The organism is Brachybacterium squillarum M-6-3, assembly GCF_000225825.1.
Classification (GTDB): Bacteria; Actinomycetota; Actinomycetes; order Actinomycetales; family Dermabacteraceae; genus Brachybacterium; species Brachybacterium squillarum.
Genome location: NZ_AGBX01000001.1, coordinates 745,509 through 759,361, shown reverse-complemented (window position 1 = coordinate 759,361; position 13,853 = coordinate 745,509). Strand labels below are relative to the sequence as shown.

At 73.3% G+C, this 13,853-nt stretch carries 11 protein-coding genes; 8 read left to right on the top strand and 3 right to left on the bottom strand.

The genetic code is table 11. The features are described from left to right. Positions 1-79 precede the first annotated feature (79 nt). The 4 genes from OM98_RS03320 to OM98_RS03310 all read left to right on the top strand — a co-directional run bounded on the left by OM98_RS03320 (position 80) and on the right by OM98_RS03310 (position 5,686). Positions 80-1,186, top strand: coding sequence for a LacI family DNA-binding transcriptional regulator (locus OM98_RS03320; protein ID WP_010533154.1), 1,107 nt, complete (start codon positions 80-82; stop codon positions 1,184-1,186). After that, positions 1,183-4,431 carry a cellobiose phosphorylase gene (locus tag OM98_RS03315; RefSeq protein ID WP_010533153.1) on the top strand — a complete coding sequence of 1,083 codons (3,249 nt, stop codon included), beginning with the start codon at positions 1,183-1,185 and terminating at the stop codon, positions 4,429-4,431. Before OM98_RS03320 ends, OM98_RS03315 begins: the two co-directional genes overlap by 4 nt. Positions 4,432-4,509: 78 nt before the next feature. Then, the gene (locus OM98_RS15005) at positions 4,510-4,908 is read left to right on the top strand and encodes a VOC family protein (RefSeq protein ID WP_010533152.1); all 399 of its coding nucleotides are present in this window, start codon (positions 4,510-4,512) and stop codon (positions 4,906-4,908) included. Positions 4,909-4,993: 85 nt separating this feature from the next. Further along, complete coding sequence (locus OM98_RS03310; protein ID WP_010533151.1) at positions 4,994-5,686, top strand: GntR family transcriptional regulator; 693 nt, start codon at positions 4,994-4,996, stop codon at positions 5,684-5,686. A 7-nt stretch (positions 5,687-5,693) separates the two neighbouring features. Here OM98_RS03310 and OM98_RS03305 read toward each other — a convergent pair whose 3' ends face one another. The 3 genes from OM98_RS03305 to OM98_RS03295 all read right to left on the bottom strand — a co-directional run bounded on the left by OM98_RS03305 (position 5,694) and on the right by OM98_RS03295 (position 8,985). After that, positions 5,694-6,452: a triose-phosphate isomerase gene (locus OM98_RS03305; RefSeq protein ID WP_010533150.1), complete on the bottom strand. Its 759-nt coding sequence runs from the start codon at positions 6,450-6,452 to the stop codon at positions 5,694-5,696. A 209-nt stretch (positions 6,453-6,661) separates the two neighbouring features. Beyond that, positions 6,662-7,132 carry a ribose-5-phosphate isomerase gene (locus tag OM98_RS03300; protein WP_010533149.1) on the bottom strand — a complete coding sequence of 157 codons (471 nt, stop codon included), beginning with the start codon at positions 7,130-7,132 and terminating at the stop codon, positions 6,662-6,664. Positions 7,133-7,269: 137 nt separating this feature from the next. Further along, the gene (locus tag OM98_RS03295; RefSeq protein ID WP_010533148.1) at positions 7,270-8,985 is read right to left on the bottom strand and encodes a dihydroxyacetone kinase family protein; all 1,716 of its coding nucleotides are present in this window, start codon (positions 8,983-8,985) and stop codon (positions 7,270-7,272) included. A 288-nt stretch (positions 8,986-9,273) separates the two neighbouring features. Between OM98_RS03295 and OM98_RS03290 the strand changes: the two genes are divergently transcribed. The 4 genes from OM98_RS03290 to OM98_RS03275 all read left to right on the top strand — a co-directional run bounded on the left by OM98_RS03290 (position 9,274) and on the right by OM98_RS03275 (position 13,789). Next, on the top strand, positions 9,274-10,212 hold the full coding sequence (locus tag OM98_RS03290; protein WP_010533147.1) for a sugar phosphate isomerase/epimerase family protein: 939 nt from the start codon (positions 9,274-9,276) through the stop codon (positions 10,210-10,212). A 19-nt stretch (positions 10,213-10,231) separates the two neighbouring features. Next, positions 10,232-11,050: an SDR family NAD(P)-dependent oxidoreductase gene (locus tag OM98_RS03285; protein WP_010533146.1), complete on the top strand. Its 819-nt coding sequence runs from the start codon at positions 10,232-10,234 to the stop codon at positions 11,048-11,050. A 306-nt stretch (positions 11,051-11,356) separates the two neighbouring features. After that, positions 11,357-12,316, top strand: coding sequence for a 3-hydroxyacyl-CoA dehydrogenase family protein (locus OM98_RS03280; RefSeq protein WP_010533145.1), 960 nt, complete (start codon positions 11,357-11,359; stop codon positions 12,314-12,316). 72 nt (positions 12,317-12,388) lie between these two features. Then, a complete protein-coding gene (locus OM98_RS03275) occupies positions 12,389-13,789 on the top strand; it encodes a GntP family permease (RefSeq protein ID WP_010533144.1) in 1,401 nt (466 codons plus the stop codon). Positions 13,790-13,853 lie beyond the last annotated feature (64 nt).

Sequence of the window (13,853 nt, the reverse complement as noted above, 5' to 3'; positions counted from 1 at the left end):
CGAGGGTGTCGACGACGGCGTCGGCTCCGGTCGCGCCGCCGAGCCGGCACCGGTTGCACCGCAGAGGGGAGAGGGAGCCATGAACCCACGAGGCGAGGGGCGAGGATCGCGAGGGCGCGGGGGCGCCGCCGGATTCGAGCCTACCCAGGGCGCAGCCACCATCTACGCCGTCGCCCAGCGCGCCGGGGTCTCCACGGCCACCGTCTCCCGGGCGCTCGGCGGCAGCAGCAAGGTCGCCGACCGCACGCGGGAGGCCGTGCTCACGGCCGCCCGCGAGCTGAACTACGTGCCCGACGGCGCCGCCCGCGCCCTGGCCGGGCGTCGCACCCACGCCCTCGGCCTGGTGCTGCCCCACATCGACGGTCCCTACTACGCGGCCCTGCTGGTCGGCTTCGAGATGGCCGCCAGCGAGCTCGGCCTGTCCGTCGTGATCTCCCTGGCCGGGCCCGAGACCGACCCTCAGCGGGCCGTGCGCACCCTGGCCAGCAACGTCGACGGCATCGCCTTCATGGCCCGCAGCGCCGTGGAGGACGCCCTCATCGAGGAGCTCGCCGCCCGCCGGCCCGTCGTCACCGCCGCCCGCGGCCGGCTGCCCGGCCGGGACGCGCTGTACGCCGAGAACCCGAGGGCCGCCGCCGACCTGACCGCGCACCTGCTCGAGGCCGGCAAGCGCCGCGTCGGCTTCGTGGGCCGCCCCGAACCCGACTCCGACATCGGCGCCCGCTACCAGGGCTACCTCGCCGCGCTCGCGGGGGCGGAGGTCGAGGCCGGCCCGCTGTTCGCCGTCGATCCCGTCGAGGAGGCCGGCGAGGACGTCGTGCGCGAGCTCCTCGCCGCCGGCCTGGACGTCGACGCCCTGGTCTGCGGCAACGACCAGCTCGCCCTCGCGGTCATGCGGGCCCTGCAGGACGGAGGCGTCGACGTGCCCGGCCAGGTCGCCGTCGTCGGCTGGGACGACGTGCACGCCGCGCGCTTCGTGCGGCCCGGCCTGACCACCGTCGCCCAGCCCGTCGAGGAGCTCGGCGCGCTGGCCGCCCGCCGCCTCGCCGCCCTCGTGGACGGCGGCGCCCCCGTCGAGGAGCCCGTGGTCCTCGACTCCCAGATCGTGCACCGCTCCAGCTGCGGCTGCGCCCACCCCGGGACCGGCGAGGAGCTGCCGTCCCCCGAGCGCGAGGAGAGCCGATGACCGCCCCGGACCAGGAGCTCGACCCCACGACCCTCACCCCCTCGTCGGTGGTGCTGGAGCGCACCGCCGCCGGGGACGCCGCGCGGCTCGAGGCCGAGGGGCTGAGCCTGCTGCAGTACCCCGCGACGACCGCCGCCTCCGGCCCCGCCGGCCTCTCCCTGCGGGTGCACGAGGCCGACGGGGCGATGCGCGCCCATCGCCTGCACGGCCCCGCCTGCGGCGGCCGGATCAGCGAGGACGGCGCCGTGCACACCCGCCACGGCGACCTCGCGGCCCGCACCCGGGTGGCCGTCACCGAGGACGGGGCCGACTGGACCTGGCAGGTCACCCTGCACAACGCGGGATCGACGCCGCTGCGGCTGGACGTGCTGCACACCCTCGACGTGGCCCTGAGCCCCCTGGAGGACGTGCGACGCAACGAGCAGTACGTCGCGCAGTACCTCGACCTCACCCCCGTCGTGCTCGGAGAGGACCCTGGCACGCTCGCCCTCGCCGTCCGCCAGAACATGCCCGGCGTCCGCACCCCCTGGGCCGTCGTCGGCAGCGACGATCCGATCGACTCCTGGGCCACCGACGCCCTGCAGCTCATCGACCGGACCACCGGCGCCGGTCTCGACCTGGCCCGGGACCTCCCCTCCGAGCGGCTCCAGCACGAGCACACCCTCGCCACCCTGCGCACCGCGCCCCTCGACCTCGCACCCGGCGAGGAGCGCACCGTCAGCTTCTGGGGCGCCGTGCTGCCTGACCATCCCGACGCCACCGGCCCCGCCGACGCCCCCGCGATCCGGGCCCTGCGGGACGCCCTGGTGCTGCCCGCCCGGGTGCCCGAGGGCGCCGAGCCCGCAGAGGTGCCCGGCTCGCTGCTGGCCCTGGCCCCCGAGGCCGAGGCCCTCCCGCTCGAGGAGCCCGCGCTCACGGCCCTCGCCGGCGGCGAGCTGCGCCTGGCCGAACGCGACGGGGACCGCCTGCTCTCCGCCTTCGGTCCCGCCGGACACCTGGTCACCGCCGCCAAGGAGCGCCTGGTGCTGCGCCCCCACGGCCACATCCAGCAGCGCAGCGCGAGCGCCGCCCCCGACCTCGCCGTGCTCGCCTCCACCGTCTGGATGCGCGGCGTGTTCTGCTCCCAGCTCACCCGCGGCCACGCCTCCGCCGCACCGCTGACCGGGATCCGCCGCTCCTACCTGGGCCTCGACCCCGTCGGCGGCGTGCGGATCCTGCGCCGTGACCCCGACGGCACCTGGCGACGGCTCGGCCTGCCCTCCGCCTGGCTCACCGACACCGCCGACAGCACCTGGGTGTACCGCCTGGCCGAGGCCACGATCGAGGTGCGCAGCCGCGTGGAGCTGCCCGGGACCGTCCACCTCGACGTCCGCACCACCGGCACCCCCGGCGACCTCCTGGTCAGCCTCGATGCCGATCCGGCGCTCGAGGTCCGCGCCGAGGCCGATGGCGCGGCACTGCCCCTCGGGGACGACGCCGCCCTGTTCACCGACGGCGCCGCCCACGGCACCGGCCTGCGCAGCGTCCTCGCCCCCGCCGCGCGTGAGCTGCACCTGCAGCTCGGCGCCCCCGCCGAGACGGCCGAGCCCGCCGGCGAGCATCCGGCCGGTTACACGCCCCGCCTGCCCGGGCTCACCCGCCTCGACGGGACCCGGCGGACGGGCGGCCTCGGCGACCCCGTCGCCGTCGTCGGCGAGTCACTGGGCTGGTTCGCCCAGAACGCCGCCGTGCACTTCCGCTCCCCGCGCGGCCTGGAGCAGTTCACCGGCGGTGCCTGGGGCGTGCGCGACGTCTGCCAGGGCCCCGTCGGCCTGCTGCTGGCCACCGGCGAGCACCAGGTGCTGCGGGCGACCCTGCTGCGGGTGCTCGCCGCCCAGCAGGTCGACGGCACCTGGCCGCAGTGGTTCGACTACCTGCCCGGCCACGGCGGCCCCGGCCTGCGCGACAGCCACGGCGACGTGGTCTACTGGCCGCTGCGCGCTCTCGGCGAATACCTGCAGGTCACCGGCGATGCCAGCCTGCTGGACGAGCCCGCGGGATGGGTCGGCGAGGACGCCCTCGGCGAGCCCACCCCGGTGCTCGACCACGTCGATCGGGCCCTCGCCCACATCTCCGCCCAGCGCACCGCCGACCCCCGCCTGCCCGCCTACGGCCACGGCGACTGGAACGACTCCCTGCAGCCCGCCCGCCCCGAGCTGGCCCGCCACCTCTGCTCCGCCTGGACCGCCGGCCTCGAGATCGCCTCCCTCGGCGCGCTCGTGGAGGGCCTGGAGACCGTCGGCCGCGGCGAGCTGCCCCTCGCGGACCGCTCCCGCGAGCTTGCCGCCGGGGCCCGCGAGGCCGTCGCCGAGGTACTGCTGGTCGACGAGGAGCTCGCCGGGTACGCGGTGCTCGACGGCGGGCCGCTGCGCCACCTCGTCCACCCCCGTGACGAGGAGACCGGCCTGCGTCACGGGTCCCTGCAGATGATCCACGCCATCGCCGACGAGCAGCTCACGCCCGAGCAGGCCCGCCACCACCTGGAGCTCCTCGAGGAGCACCTGGTCGGGCCCAGCGGCCTGCACCTCTTCGACCGGCCCGTGAGCTATCACGGCGGCGTCACCGAGGTGTTCCTGCGCGCCGAGGCCGCCACCTTCTGGGGCCGCGAGGTCGGCCTGATGTACATGCATGCGCACCTGCGCTGGATCGAGGCCCTGCTGCACCTCGGCGAGGCCGAGCAGGCCTGGCAGGAGCTGCTGAAGGCCGTGCCCATCGGCATCTCCGACCGCCTGCGCGGCGCCCGGCCCCGCCAGGCCACCGCGTACTTCTCCAGCGCCGACGCGGTCTTCCCCGACCGCTGGAGCGCCGATGAGCACGCCGCCCGGATGTTCGACCCCGCCACCGGCTTCGAGGGCGGCTGGCGCGTGTACTCCTCCGGTCCCGGTCTGCTGCTGCGCCTGGTGGTCGAGGAGATGCTGGGCGTGCGGGTGCGCGCCACCGGGATCGAGATCGACCCGGTGCTGGCCGCCGAGCTCGACGACACCGAGGCCCGCATCCCCCTGCCCGAGGGCGAGGCCACGGTCCGCTATCGCGTCGGCGGCGCCGGCTGCGGCCTGCGCTCCCTGCGCGTGGACGGCCGCGAGATCCCCCTGGACGGCTCCGATGCGTCCGTCGTGCCCCTCGCGCGGCGCTACCGCGCCGCCGGGGTGCGGCTGCCGCGGGAGCTGGTGCGGGACGGCTCGCTGCTCGAGGTGGAGGTCGGCTGACCCCGCTCCGGGGACCGATCCCGGTACCTACCCTGGAGCCAGGGCCGCTCCCCGGCCCCCGCAGCGAGAGGATCCATCGTGACCGAGAACCAACCCTCCACCAGCGCCGACGGCGAGAAGACGCCTGCCGCCTCCCTCGGCCGTCCCGTCCACTTCGAGATCCAGGCCGCCGACGTCGAGCGCGCCACCGCGTTCTACCGCGAGGTCTTCAGCTGGTCGATGCAGGACTGGTCCGAATACGCCGGGATGCCCTACGTCGGCGTCAGCACGGGGGAGGGCCTCGGCATCGACGGCGCCATCCTCGGGCGGCACCGAGGCGCTGCCGAAGTACGCCCTGCCCGGCATGGCGTGGCAGGCCTACTTCCACGACACCGAGCACAACGTGTTCGGCCTCCACCAGCCCGACCCCGAGGCCCGCTGAGCACGGTCGTCGCCGGAGGACGTCCGGGGTCCCGTCATCGGGAGTCCGGCGTCTGAGCAGGGCAATCGCGGCGAACCGTTATCCTATGGGAAGAACGATCACCCGGCAGAGCGTCGGGCGAGGGCCCGGGAGGAACCGCCGATGGCGATCAGACGACAGGTGCTGCGCGACGAGGTCGAGCAGCTGATCCTGCAGCGCCTCCTCGAGAACCGCTGGGAGCCCGGCTCCCGGCTCAGCATCGACGGCCTGGCCCGCGACCTCGAGGTCTCACCCACCCCGGTGCGCGAGGCGATGGTCGCCCTCGAGCGCAGCGGGCTGGTCGAGTACGTGGCGCTGCGCGGCTACGTGGTCGCCCCCATGCTGGACGCCGCGCACATGATCGAGCTGCTGGACGCCCGCAACGTCGTCGAGTCCGCCGCGCTCGGCCGCTCCTTCACCCAGTGGGAGGGGCTGCTCGCCGACCTCGAGATCGCGCACGCCCGCCACGGCGAGGTGCTGGACGCCATCGAGGCCGTCGAGACCGTCGACTACCCGCTGATGCACGAGCACTTCCGCGCCGACTGGGCCTTCCACCAGGTGTTCTTCGAGCACGCCGCGAACCGCTACCTGCACACGATGGTGGAGAACCTCGGCACCCACACCCACCGCATGCGTCAGACCTGGACCGGCGCCGGCCTGTTCGACGGCCGTCAGGCGCACAGCGAGCACGGGGAGATCCTGGAGATGGTGCGCCGCCACCACCACGACGGGGCGCTGAAGGCCCTCGAGTCCCACCTGGACGGCGTGCTCTCGCGCTCCCTCCCGGCGGTCGCCACTGAGGAGACGCGCGGCTGATCCCGGGTCAAGCGGCGGCGTGGGCCTCCGCGATCCGCAGCAGCTCCAGGTAGCCCGGCAGCTCCCAGGCGGTGCGGCCCACGAACAGGCCGGTCACGTGGTCGATGCCCAGCAGGTCCGCGGCGTTGTCCAGGTTCACCGAGCCGCCGTACAGCAGGCCCGCGACCCGCTCGGTGTAGGCCTCGCCGAGCGCGGCGAAGGGCTCGACGAGCTCCGCGACGGTGGCGGGCCGGCCGTGCTCGCCGATCGCCCAGATCGGCTCGTAGGCGATGACCACCTGCGCGAGCTGCTCCACGTCCAGGCCCTCCAGCGCCCCGGCGGCCTGCTCCAGGATGAAGTCCGCGGAGCCGCCGGCGTCCTTCACCTCCAGGCTCTCCCCGATGCACAGCAGCGGGGTGAGGCCGTGGCGCAGGGCCGCGGCGACCTTGAGCCGCGTGGTCTCCACGGTCTCCCCGAAGTGCTCGCGCCGCTCGGAGTGGCCGCTCTCCACGATCTGCGCCCCCGCGTCCGCGGCCTGGGCCACCGAGACCTCGCCGGTCCAGGCTCCCGCGTCCTCCCAGTGGGCGTTCTGCACGCCCAGCAGCACAGGGGAGTCCTCCCCGAGGACCTCCCGCACCGTGGTGGTGGCCGTGAAGGAGGGGATCACGAAGGGCTGCACCCCCTCGGGGGCCCATCCGTCCAGGTGATCGCGCAGGCCGGTGGCCCAGGTGCGGGCCTCGGCGAGGGTCTTGGTCATCTTCCAGCTGGTGCCGACCCAGAGCGTCATCGGGGGCCTTTCGGAGCGGGGTGGACGGCGGTGCTGTCCACGGAATGGATCACAGGAGACGGTGCCCCGCCATATGCAGGGCACCGTCTCCCTCGCTCCATCTCATGGACAGCCGTCGAGGGAGCGAGGGGTGGGGGCGACGCTGGGCGACCGGCGGGGCGGCCGGGCGCCCGGCCCGGTGGGGTGCGGGGGCGCGAGGCCCGGGCGGCTCAGGCCTGCTCGAGCGAGCCGTCGTAGGCGCAGATCGCGTCGACCTTCGCCGCGGAGGAGGAGGTGGGGTCGAACTCGAGGTCCAGCCACACCTTCACCAGCTCCTTGGCGAGCTCGAGGCCCACGACGCGCTGGCCCATGCACAGCACCTGCGCGTTGTTGGACAGCACGGAGCGCTGCACGGAGTAGAGGTCGTGGGCGGTGACGGCGCGGACGCCGGAGACCTTGTTCGCGGCGATCGCGACGCCCAGGCCGGTGCCGCAGATCAGCAGCGCCCGGTCGGCCTCGCCGGCGGCGACCTTCTCCGCGGCGGCGACCGCGACGTTCGGGTAGTAGGTGCCGTCCTCGGTGGAGCCCACGCCCACGTCGGTCACGGTGCCCACGCGGTCGTCGGACTCCAGCAGGGCCTTCAGCTCTTCCTTGTAGCCGTATCCGGCGTTGTCGCCGCCGACGACGATGTTCCAGGTCATGGGGTGCTCCTTCGGTGCATCGGGGGACGGCCGCCGGGCGGCGGCGTCCGGGTCTCGGGGCCGGCGCGGGGCCGACCGGGTGGATCCCCCTCCCCGGCACGGTACGGGTCCGGGCCGGGGGAGGGGAACCGGTGGGGTCAGGACAGGTGCTCGGCCAGCTCTCGCATGAGGATCGAGAAGGAGATCGCGCCGGGGTCGGGGGTGCCCAGGGACTTGTCTCCCAGCACGCGGGAGCGGCCGCGGCGGGCCGTGATGTCCGCGGTGCGGTCGGCGGCCTCGCGGGCTACCTGCGCCGCCTCGGCGATCGCGGTGGAGACGTCGCCGCGGGCGAAGGCCTCGGCCAGGGCGTCGCGGAAGGGGATCGCGGCGTCGACCATGGTCTTGTCGCCGAGCTCGGCGCCGCCCAGGCGCAGCACCGCGTCGATGCCGGCGTCGATCGCGCGGACGGTGATCTCGGAGGAGGTGCCGGCGTCGTCGGCGAACACGCCGCCCGCCGCGGTCAGCGCCGCGCCCCAGAGCGCCCCGGAGGTGCCGCCGGCCGACTCGGACCAGGCCTCCCCGGCGCGGACCAGCACGGTACGGGCCCCGGCGCCCTCGTCGAGCGCCGCGTGGGCGGCCTTGGCGGCGCCGGTGGAGCCGTAGGCCATGCCCTGGCCGTGGTCGCCGTCGCCCGCGATCGCGTCGATGCGGCCCAGCTCCGCCTCCTCGCGAGCGCAGACCCGCTGGAACAGGTCGAGCACCGCGGTGACGTGGGAGGCGGCCGCACGGGACTCCTCGGTGGCCGCGGGCACCGGGTCGGCGCCGGCCTCCCAGAAGCTCGCGCGGCGGGGGCGCTGGACGTCGGGCATCGCGCCGCGGTGGTAGGCGGGGGTGTCGACCGGGGCCAGCCAGTGCCGCTCCAGCTCCTCGTCCAGGAACACCAGGGTCAGGGACAGGCCGGCCATGTCGAGGCTGGTCACGAACTCGCCCACCTCGGGGCGGACGGGGGTGATGCCGGCCTGCTCCAGCAGCTCGGCCACCTTGGTGTAGACGACGAACAGCTCCTCGTACTTCACGGTGCCCAGGCCGTTCAGCACCACGGCGGCGCGGCCCTGGTAGCCGCCCGCGACGCGCTCCGGCTGCTCGGCGAGGAGGCCCTCGACCAGCAGCGCGGCGACCTCGTCGGCGGTGCCGAGGTCCTGGTCGCGCACGCCGGGCTCGCCGTGGATGCCCAGGCCCACGCCCATCTGACCCTCGGGCACGTGGAACAGGGGCTCCTCGGAGCCGGGGACGGTGCAGCCGTCGAAGGCCACGCCGAAGGAGCGGGTGGCGTCGTTGGCGGCGGTGAAGACCCGCTCGGCCTCGGCGATGTCGGCCCCTGCCTCGATGGCGGCGCCGGTGATCTTGAAGACGGGCAGGTCGCCGGCGATGCCGCGGCGCTCGCGGTGCTGCTCGGGCGGGTTGGAGACGATGTCGTCGCTGACGCGCACCAGGCGCGCGTCGATGCCCTCGGCGCGCAGCTTCTCGGCGGCGAGGCCGAAGTGCAGCACGTCCCCGGCGTAGTTGCCGAAGCCCAGCAGCACGCCGCCGCCGTTCTCGGCGTTGCGGGCCACCGAGTAGACCTGGGAGGCCGAGGGCGAGGCGAAGATGTTGCCGCAGGGGGCGCCGTGCCCCATGCCGGGGCCGACCCAGCCGGCGAAGGCGGGGTAGTGGCCGGAGCCTCCGCCGATCACCAGGGCGGGCTGGCCCTCAGGGGTCTCGGTCGCGCGCACCAGGCCGCCGTGGACGGTGGCCACGTGGTCGGGGTGGGCCAGGGCCAGGCCCTGGACGGCCTGCGCGGCGAAGGCGGCCGGGTCGTTGAAGAGATACGTCATCGTTGATTTCCTCCACGGGCGCCATCGGACGGTGAGGGCGCGACGAACGGGTCCGGGCCGGAGGGAGCCGGCCATCCCGGGGTCGGTGTGATCCTACGAGCGGGGAGTGAACGCGTTGCCTCCGTCGGAACTGGTCGGACCAGTGCCGACGGGAGGGCCGCCCCGCAGGTTCGAGAACCCGACGGGGAGATGTGCGGCGACTCGATCGAAGCGTCACGCCGTCACTCTTCCACTCGTGCCAGATTATCCTATAGGATCGAGGGACGCACTCGCCGATGAGGAAGGACGATGATGTTCACCGCCGAGACCTGGCCCATCGGGGCCAACATGCTGACCTTCGGGAACACGGCCCCCGACGGACGCCCGATGCAGGAGGCCGACTCCCGCCTCTGGGCCTCCCAGCTCCGACAGGTCAAGGAGCTCGGGGTCGACCAGATCGATCCCACCGATGCGTGGCTGCCCCTGGCCAAGCTCTCGGACGAGCGCCTCGAGGAGTTCCGCCGCGTGCTCGACGGGGAGGGCCTCTCCCTCGCCTCCATCTCCATGACCCGCAACTCCGTCGTCGACGTCGAGCACGGCGAGGCGAACCTCGCCGACGCGAAGCGCTTCGTGGAGATCGCCCCCAGCTTCGGGGTCTCGCTGGTCAACACCGGTTTCATGCAGGCGCTCACCCCCGCCCAGGCGAAGGCCATCTGGTTCTGGCTGGAGGAGGGCCACCACGACGACCCGGCCCTGCGCGACCTCGCCCTGGAGCGGATCCGCGACCTCGGCGACCTCGGCGCGCAGCACGGCGTGCAGATCAGCCTGGAGATGTACGAGGACACCTACGTCGGCACCGCGGACGACGCCGTCTCCTTCGTGACCGACCTCGGCCACGACAACGTCGGCCTGAACCCGGACGTGGGCAACCTGGTGCGCCTGCACCGCGAGGTCGAGCCCTACGAGGACATCTTCGAGAAGGTGCTCCCGCAGGCGAACTTCTGGCACATCAAGAACTACTCGCGGGACTTCGACCCGGCCACCGGCGCCTATTCCAGCGCACCGCTGCCGCTGAAGACCGGCTACATCAACTACCGCAAGATCATCCGCCGCGCCCTCGAGCTCGGCTACACCGGCCCGTTCTGCTGCGAGCACTACGGCTCCGACTCCCTCGGCGTCATCGCCGAGAACGTCGACTACATCCGCCAGGTGCTCACTTCTGCCCTGGCCGACCGTGACGCCGCCTGAGCCGCGAAGGAGCACCATGATGAGCAACGAGACCAGCGCGACCGGCGAGAACCTCGCCATCGAATCCGTCCAGACCTTTCCCGCCGAGCGCACCGCCGTGGTCACCGGTGCCGGTGGCGCCCGCGGCATCGGCCGCCACGTGGCCCGCAAGCTCGCCTCCACCGGCTGGAACCTGGCCCTCGTCGACATCGACGAGGACGCCGTGGTGACCTACGCCGCCGAGCTGACCGCCGCCTCCGGTCGCCAGGTGGTCGGCCTCGGCCTGGACATCACCGACGCCGCCGCCGTGGAACGCGCCTTCGAGCGCATCGACGCCGAGCTGCCGCCGGTGCTGGCCGTCGTGAATCTGGCCGGCGTGGCCAGCCCCGACACCATCTTCGAGATCACCCCCGAGCTGTGGGACCGGGTGATGGGCGTCAACGCCAAGGGCACCCTGCTGATGACCCAGGCCGCCGCGCGGCGGATGATCGACGCCGGCACCGGCGGGCGGATCGTGAACACCTCCTCGATCACGGCCTACGACGGCGGCGGCACCTTCTCCAAGACCGGCTATGCGGCCGCGAAGGCGGCGGTGCTGGGCCTGACCCGCGGCGCCGCCCGCGAGCTGGGCCGCTACGGCATCACCGTCAACGCGATCGTGCCCGGCCCGATCGACACCGACATCATGGGCGGCCAGCTCTCGGACGAGCGCAAGCAGGGCATGTCCGCGGACATCCCCGTGCAGCGCGTGGGCCAGCCGCAGGAGGTCGCCGGCCTGGTGAACTTCCTGGTCAGCGAGGACTCCAGCTACGTCAGCGGCGGCAGCGTGTTCGTCGACGGCGGCAAGCACATGGTCTGAGCCCGCCGTCGGGGCGGGTGGGTCCTCCGTCCCCCGGGGCACGGCACCGGGATGGCACCGATCCCGCATGCCCGGCACCCCGAACCCCCTCCAACCACCCATACACCCCTAGCAGATATCCAATAGGATCGTTATGCTGGGCGGCGAGACGGCATGCCTCCCCGGAACGACCCGGGCCGGGCAGGCCACGGCACCGGCATCGACGCCCCCTCGCCCCGGCATCGACGCCCGACCGCCTCGAGACCGTGCCCCGCGCACGCCCCGACGCTCACCCGCAGCATCGCCCCAGACGAAGGAGTCCCCTGCATGTCCATCTCCACCGTGACCATCGTCGGCGCCGGCTACATGGGCGGCGGCATCGCCCAGGTGCTCGCCATCGCCGGCTTCGACGTGACCATCGCCGACGTCAGCGTCGACAACGCCAATGCCTCCCTGCAGCGCCTGCGCGCCGAGGCCCGCCAGTTCGAGGAGCAGGGCCTGTTCTCCCCGGGCAGCGCCGACCTGGTGGAGCAGAACATCTCCGCCGGCAAGACCATCGAGGAGGCCGTCGCCGACGTCGACTTCATCGAGGAGGCCGTCTTCGAGCGGATCGACGTCAAGCGCGACGTGCTCGCCCTGATCTCGAAGCACGCCCGCCCCGACGCGATCATCGGCACCAATACCTCCACCATCCCGGTGAAGGAGCTCGAGAGCGCCGTCGAGCACCCCGAGCGCTTCCTCACCGTGCACTTCTCCAACCCCGCCCCCTTCATCCCCGGCGTCGAGCTGGTGGCCGGCGAGGCCACCACCGATGTGGCGATCGCCGAGGTCAAGGAGCTGCTGGCCCGATCCGGCAACCAGGGCGCCCAGGTCGCCGACACCCCCGGCATGGTGCTGAACCGCCTGCAGTACGTGCTGCTGAAGGAGGCCACCGCCATCGTCGAGGAGGGCGTCGCCACCGCCGAGGACGTCGACACCATCGTGCGCACCACCTTCGGCTTTCGCCTGGGCTTCTTCGGCCCCTTCGCGATCGCCGACCAGGCGGGCCTGGACGTCTACGCCAACTGCTTCGTGACCTTCGAGAACGCCTTCGGCGACCGCCTGGCCACCCCCGAGCTGCTCACCGATGCGGTCGCCGGCGACCGCAAGGGCGTCAAGAACGGCAAGGGCCTGCTGGGCGACTACGACGAGGACACCCGCGAGGAGCTCGTCGCCTACCGCAACCGCGCCTACGCCAAGATGTCCCAGCTGCTCGCCGAGCTCGGCCCCGCCCCCAAGGCCCGCTGAGCCCCTCCCTCATCCCTGACGCCCCGCGGCCGGACCGGCCTCGGGGCCCACCTCGACTCGAAGGAGAGTCCCGTGGAAGAACTCGTCCTCGCGGATCGGCCGGTCTGGCTGCTCCTCACGATCGCCGTCGTCGCGATCGCCGTGCTCCTCGGCCTCATCATCAAAGTGCGGCTGCACGCCTTCTTCTCCCTGCTGATCGTCGCCGTCGGAACCGGCCTGGCCGCCGGCATCGGCGTCGGCGACGTCATCACGGTGGTGATCGAGGGTTTCAGCACCACGGTCGGCACCGTGGCCCTGCTAGTCGGCTTCGGCGCCGTGCTGGGCAGACTGGTGGAGGTCACCGGCGGGGCGCAGGTGCTGGCCGACAAGATGCTCGACACCTTCGGGGAAGCGCGGGCACCGCTGGCCCTCTCCGTGGCCTCGCTGTTCTACGCCTTCCCGATCTTCCTGGACGCCGGCTTCATCGTGATGCTGCCGGTGATCTACACGGTGGCGCGGCGTCTGGGCGGCTCCTTCATGCTCTACGTGCTTCCCTCGATCGCCTCGTTCATGATGATGCACGCCCTGCTGCCGCCCCACCCGGGCCCGACCGCCGCCGCCACCGTGATGGGCGCCGACATCGGCCTGGTCGTGCTGATCGGCCTGCTGATCGGGCTGCCCACCTGGTACTTCGGCGGCTACCTGGTGGCCACCGCGATCGCCAAGAGGTTCCCGGACACCCCGGTGCCGGCGCTGCTGGGCGAGCCCCGCGACGTGCCCGCCGAGGAGCGCCCCTCCTTCACGGCGATCATCGCGGTGCTGCTGCTGCCCCTGCTGCTGATATTCTTCAACACCGCGATGTCCACCGCGCAGGCCTCCGACGCGGTCACCGAGGACAACGTGCTGTTCGCCCTGTCCCGCCTGATCGGCGCGACCCCGGTGGCGCTGGCCCTGTCCGCGCTGCTGGCGATGCTGGTGCTGTACATCGTGCCGCGCCGCCGCCAGGGCCTGACCATCGGCGGGACCCTCGAGAACCTGGTGGACGACGCCCTCGCGCCCGTCTGCTCGATCATCCTGATCACCGGCGCGGGCGGTGCCTTCGGCCGCATCCTCACCGAGACCGGCATCGGCTCCTCCGTGGCCGACGGCCTGGACGCCCTCGGCCTGCCGCTGATCCTCGCCGCCTACCTGGTGACGATGGCGATGCGCATCGCCCAGGGCTCCGCCACCGTGGCCGCCACCACCGGCGCCTCGATCATGGCCCCGGCCGTGCTGGGCGGCGACTTCGGCTCCGTGGCGGTCGCCGCGATCGTCATCACCATCGGCGCCGCCTCGATCGGCTGGTCGCACGTGAACGACTCGGGCTTCTGGCTGATCGGCCGCTTCTGCGGCTTCGACACGGTGACCACCTTCAAGACCTGGTCGCTGGTCGGCACCACCATCTCGCTGCTGGGCTTCGCCCTGTCGACCGTGGTGTTCCTGATCGCCGCCTAGTCCGATCCGCGCCGGGGGCTGTCCACGGGATGGAGTCGGAGAGACACTGCTTCGATATATGCAG

What these genes read in the sequence shown, in the direction of transcription:
- OM98_RS03305 (WP_010533150.1), bottom strand. Translation starts at nt 6,452, where the DNA reads ATGACGCTCTGGGTCGGCACCAGCTGGAAGATGACCAAGACCCTCGCC.
- OM98_RS03300 (WP_010533149.1), bottom strand. Translation starts at nt 7,132, where the DNA reads ATGACCTGGAACATCGTCGTCGGCGGCGACAACGCCGGATACGGCTAC.
- OM98_RS03295 (WP_010533148.1), bottom strand. Translation starts at nt 8,985, where the DNA reads ATGACGTATCTCTTCAACGACCCGGCCGCCTTCGCCGCGCAGGCCGTC.
- OM98_RS03285 (WP_010533146.1), top strand. Translation starts at nt 10,232, where the DNA reads ATGAGCAACGAGACCAGCGCGACCGGCGAGAACCTCGCCATCGAATCC.
- OM98_RS03290 (WP_010533147.1), top strand. Translation starts at nt 9,274, where the DNA reads ATGATGTTCACCGCCGAGACCTGGCCCATCGGGGCCAACATGCTGACC.
- OM98_RS03320 (WP_010533154.1), top strand. Translation starts at nt 80, where the DNA reads ATGAACCCACGAGGCGAGGGGCGAGGATCGCGAGGGCGCGGGGGCGCC.
- OM98_RS03310 (WP_010533151.1), top strand. Translation starts at nt 4,994, where the DNA reads ATGGCGATCAGACGACAGGTGCTGCGCGACGAGGTCGAGCAGCTGATC.
- OM98_RS03315 (WP_010533153.1), top strand. Translation starts at nt 1,183, where the DNA reads ATGACCGCCCCGGACCAGGAGCTCGACCCCACGACCCTCACCCCCTCG.
- OM98_RS03280 (WP_010533145.1), top strand. Translation starts at nt 11,357, where the DNA reads ATGTCCATCTCCACCGTGACCATCGTCGGCGCCGGCTACATGGGCGGC.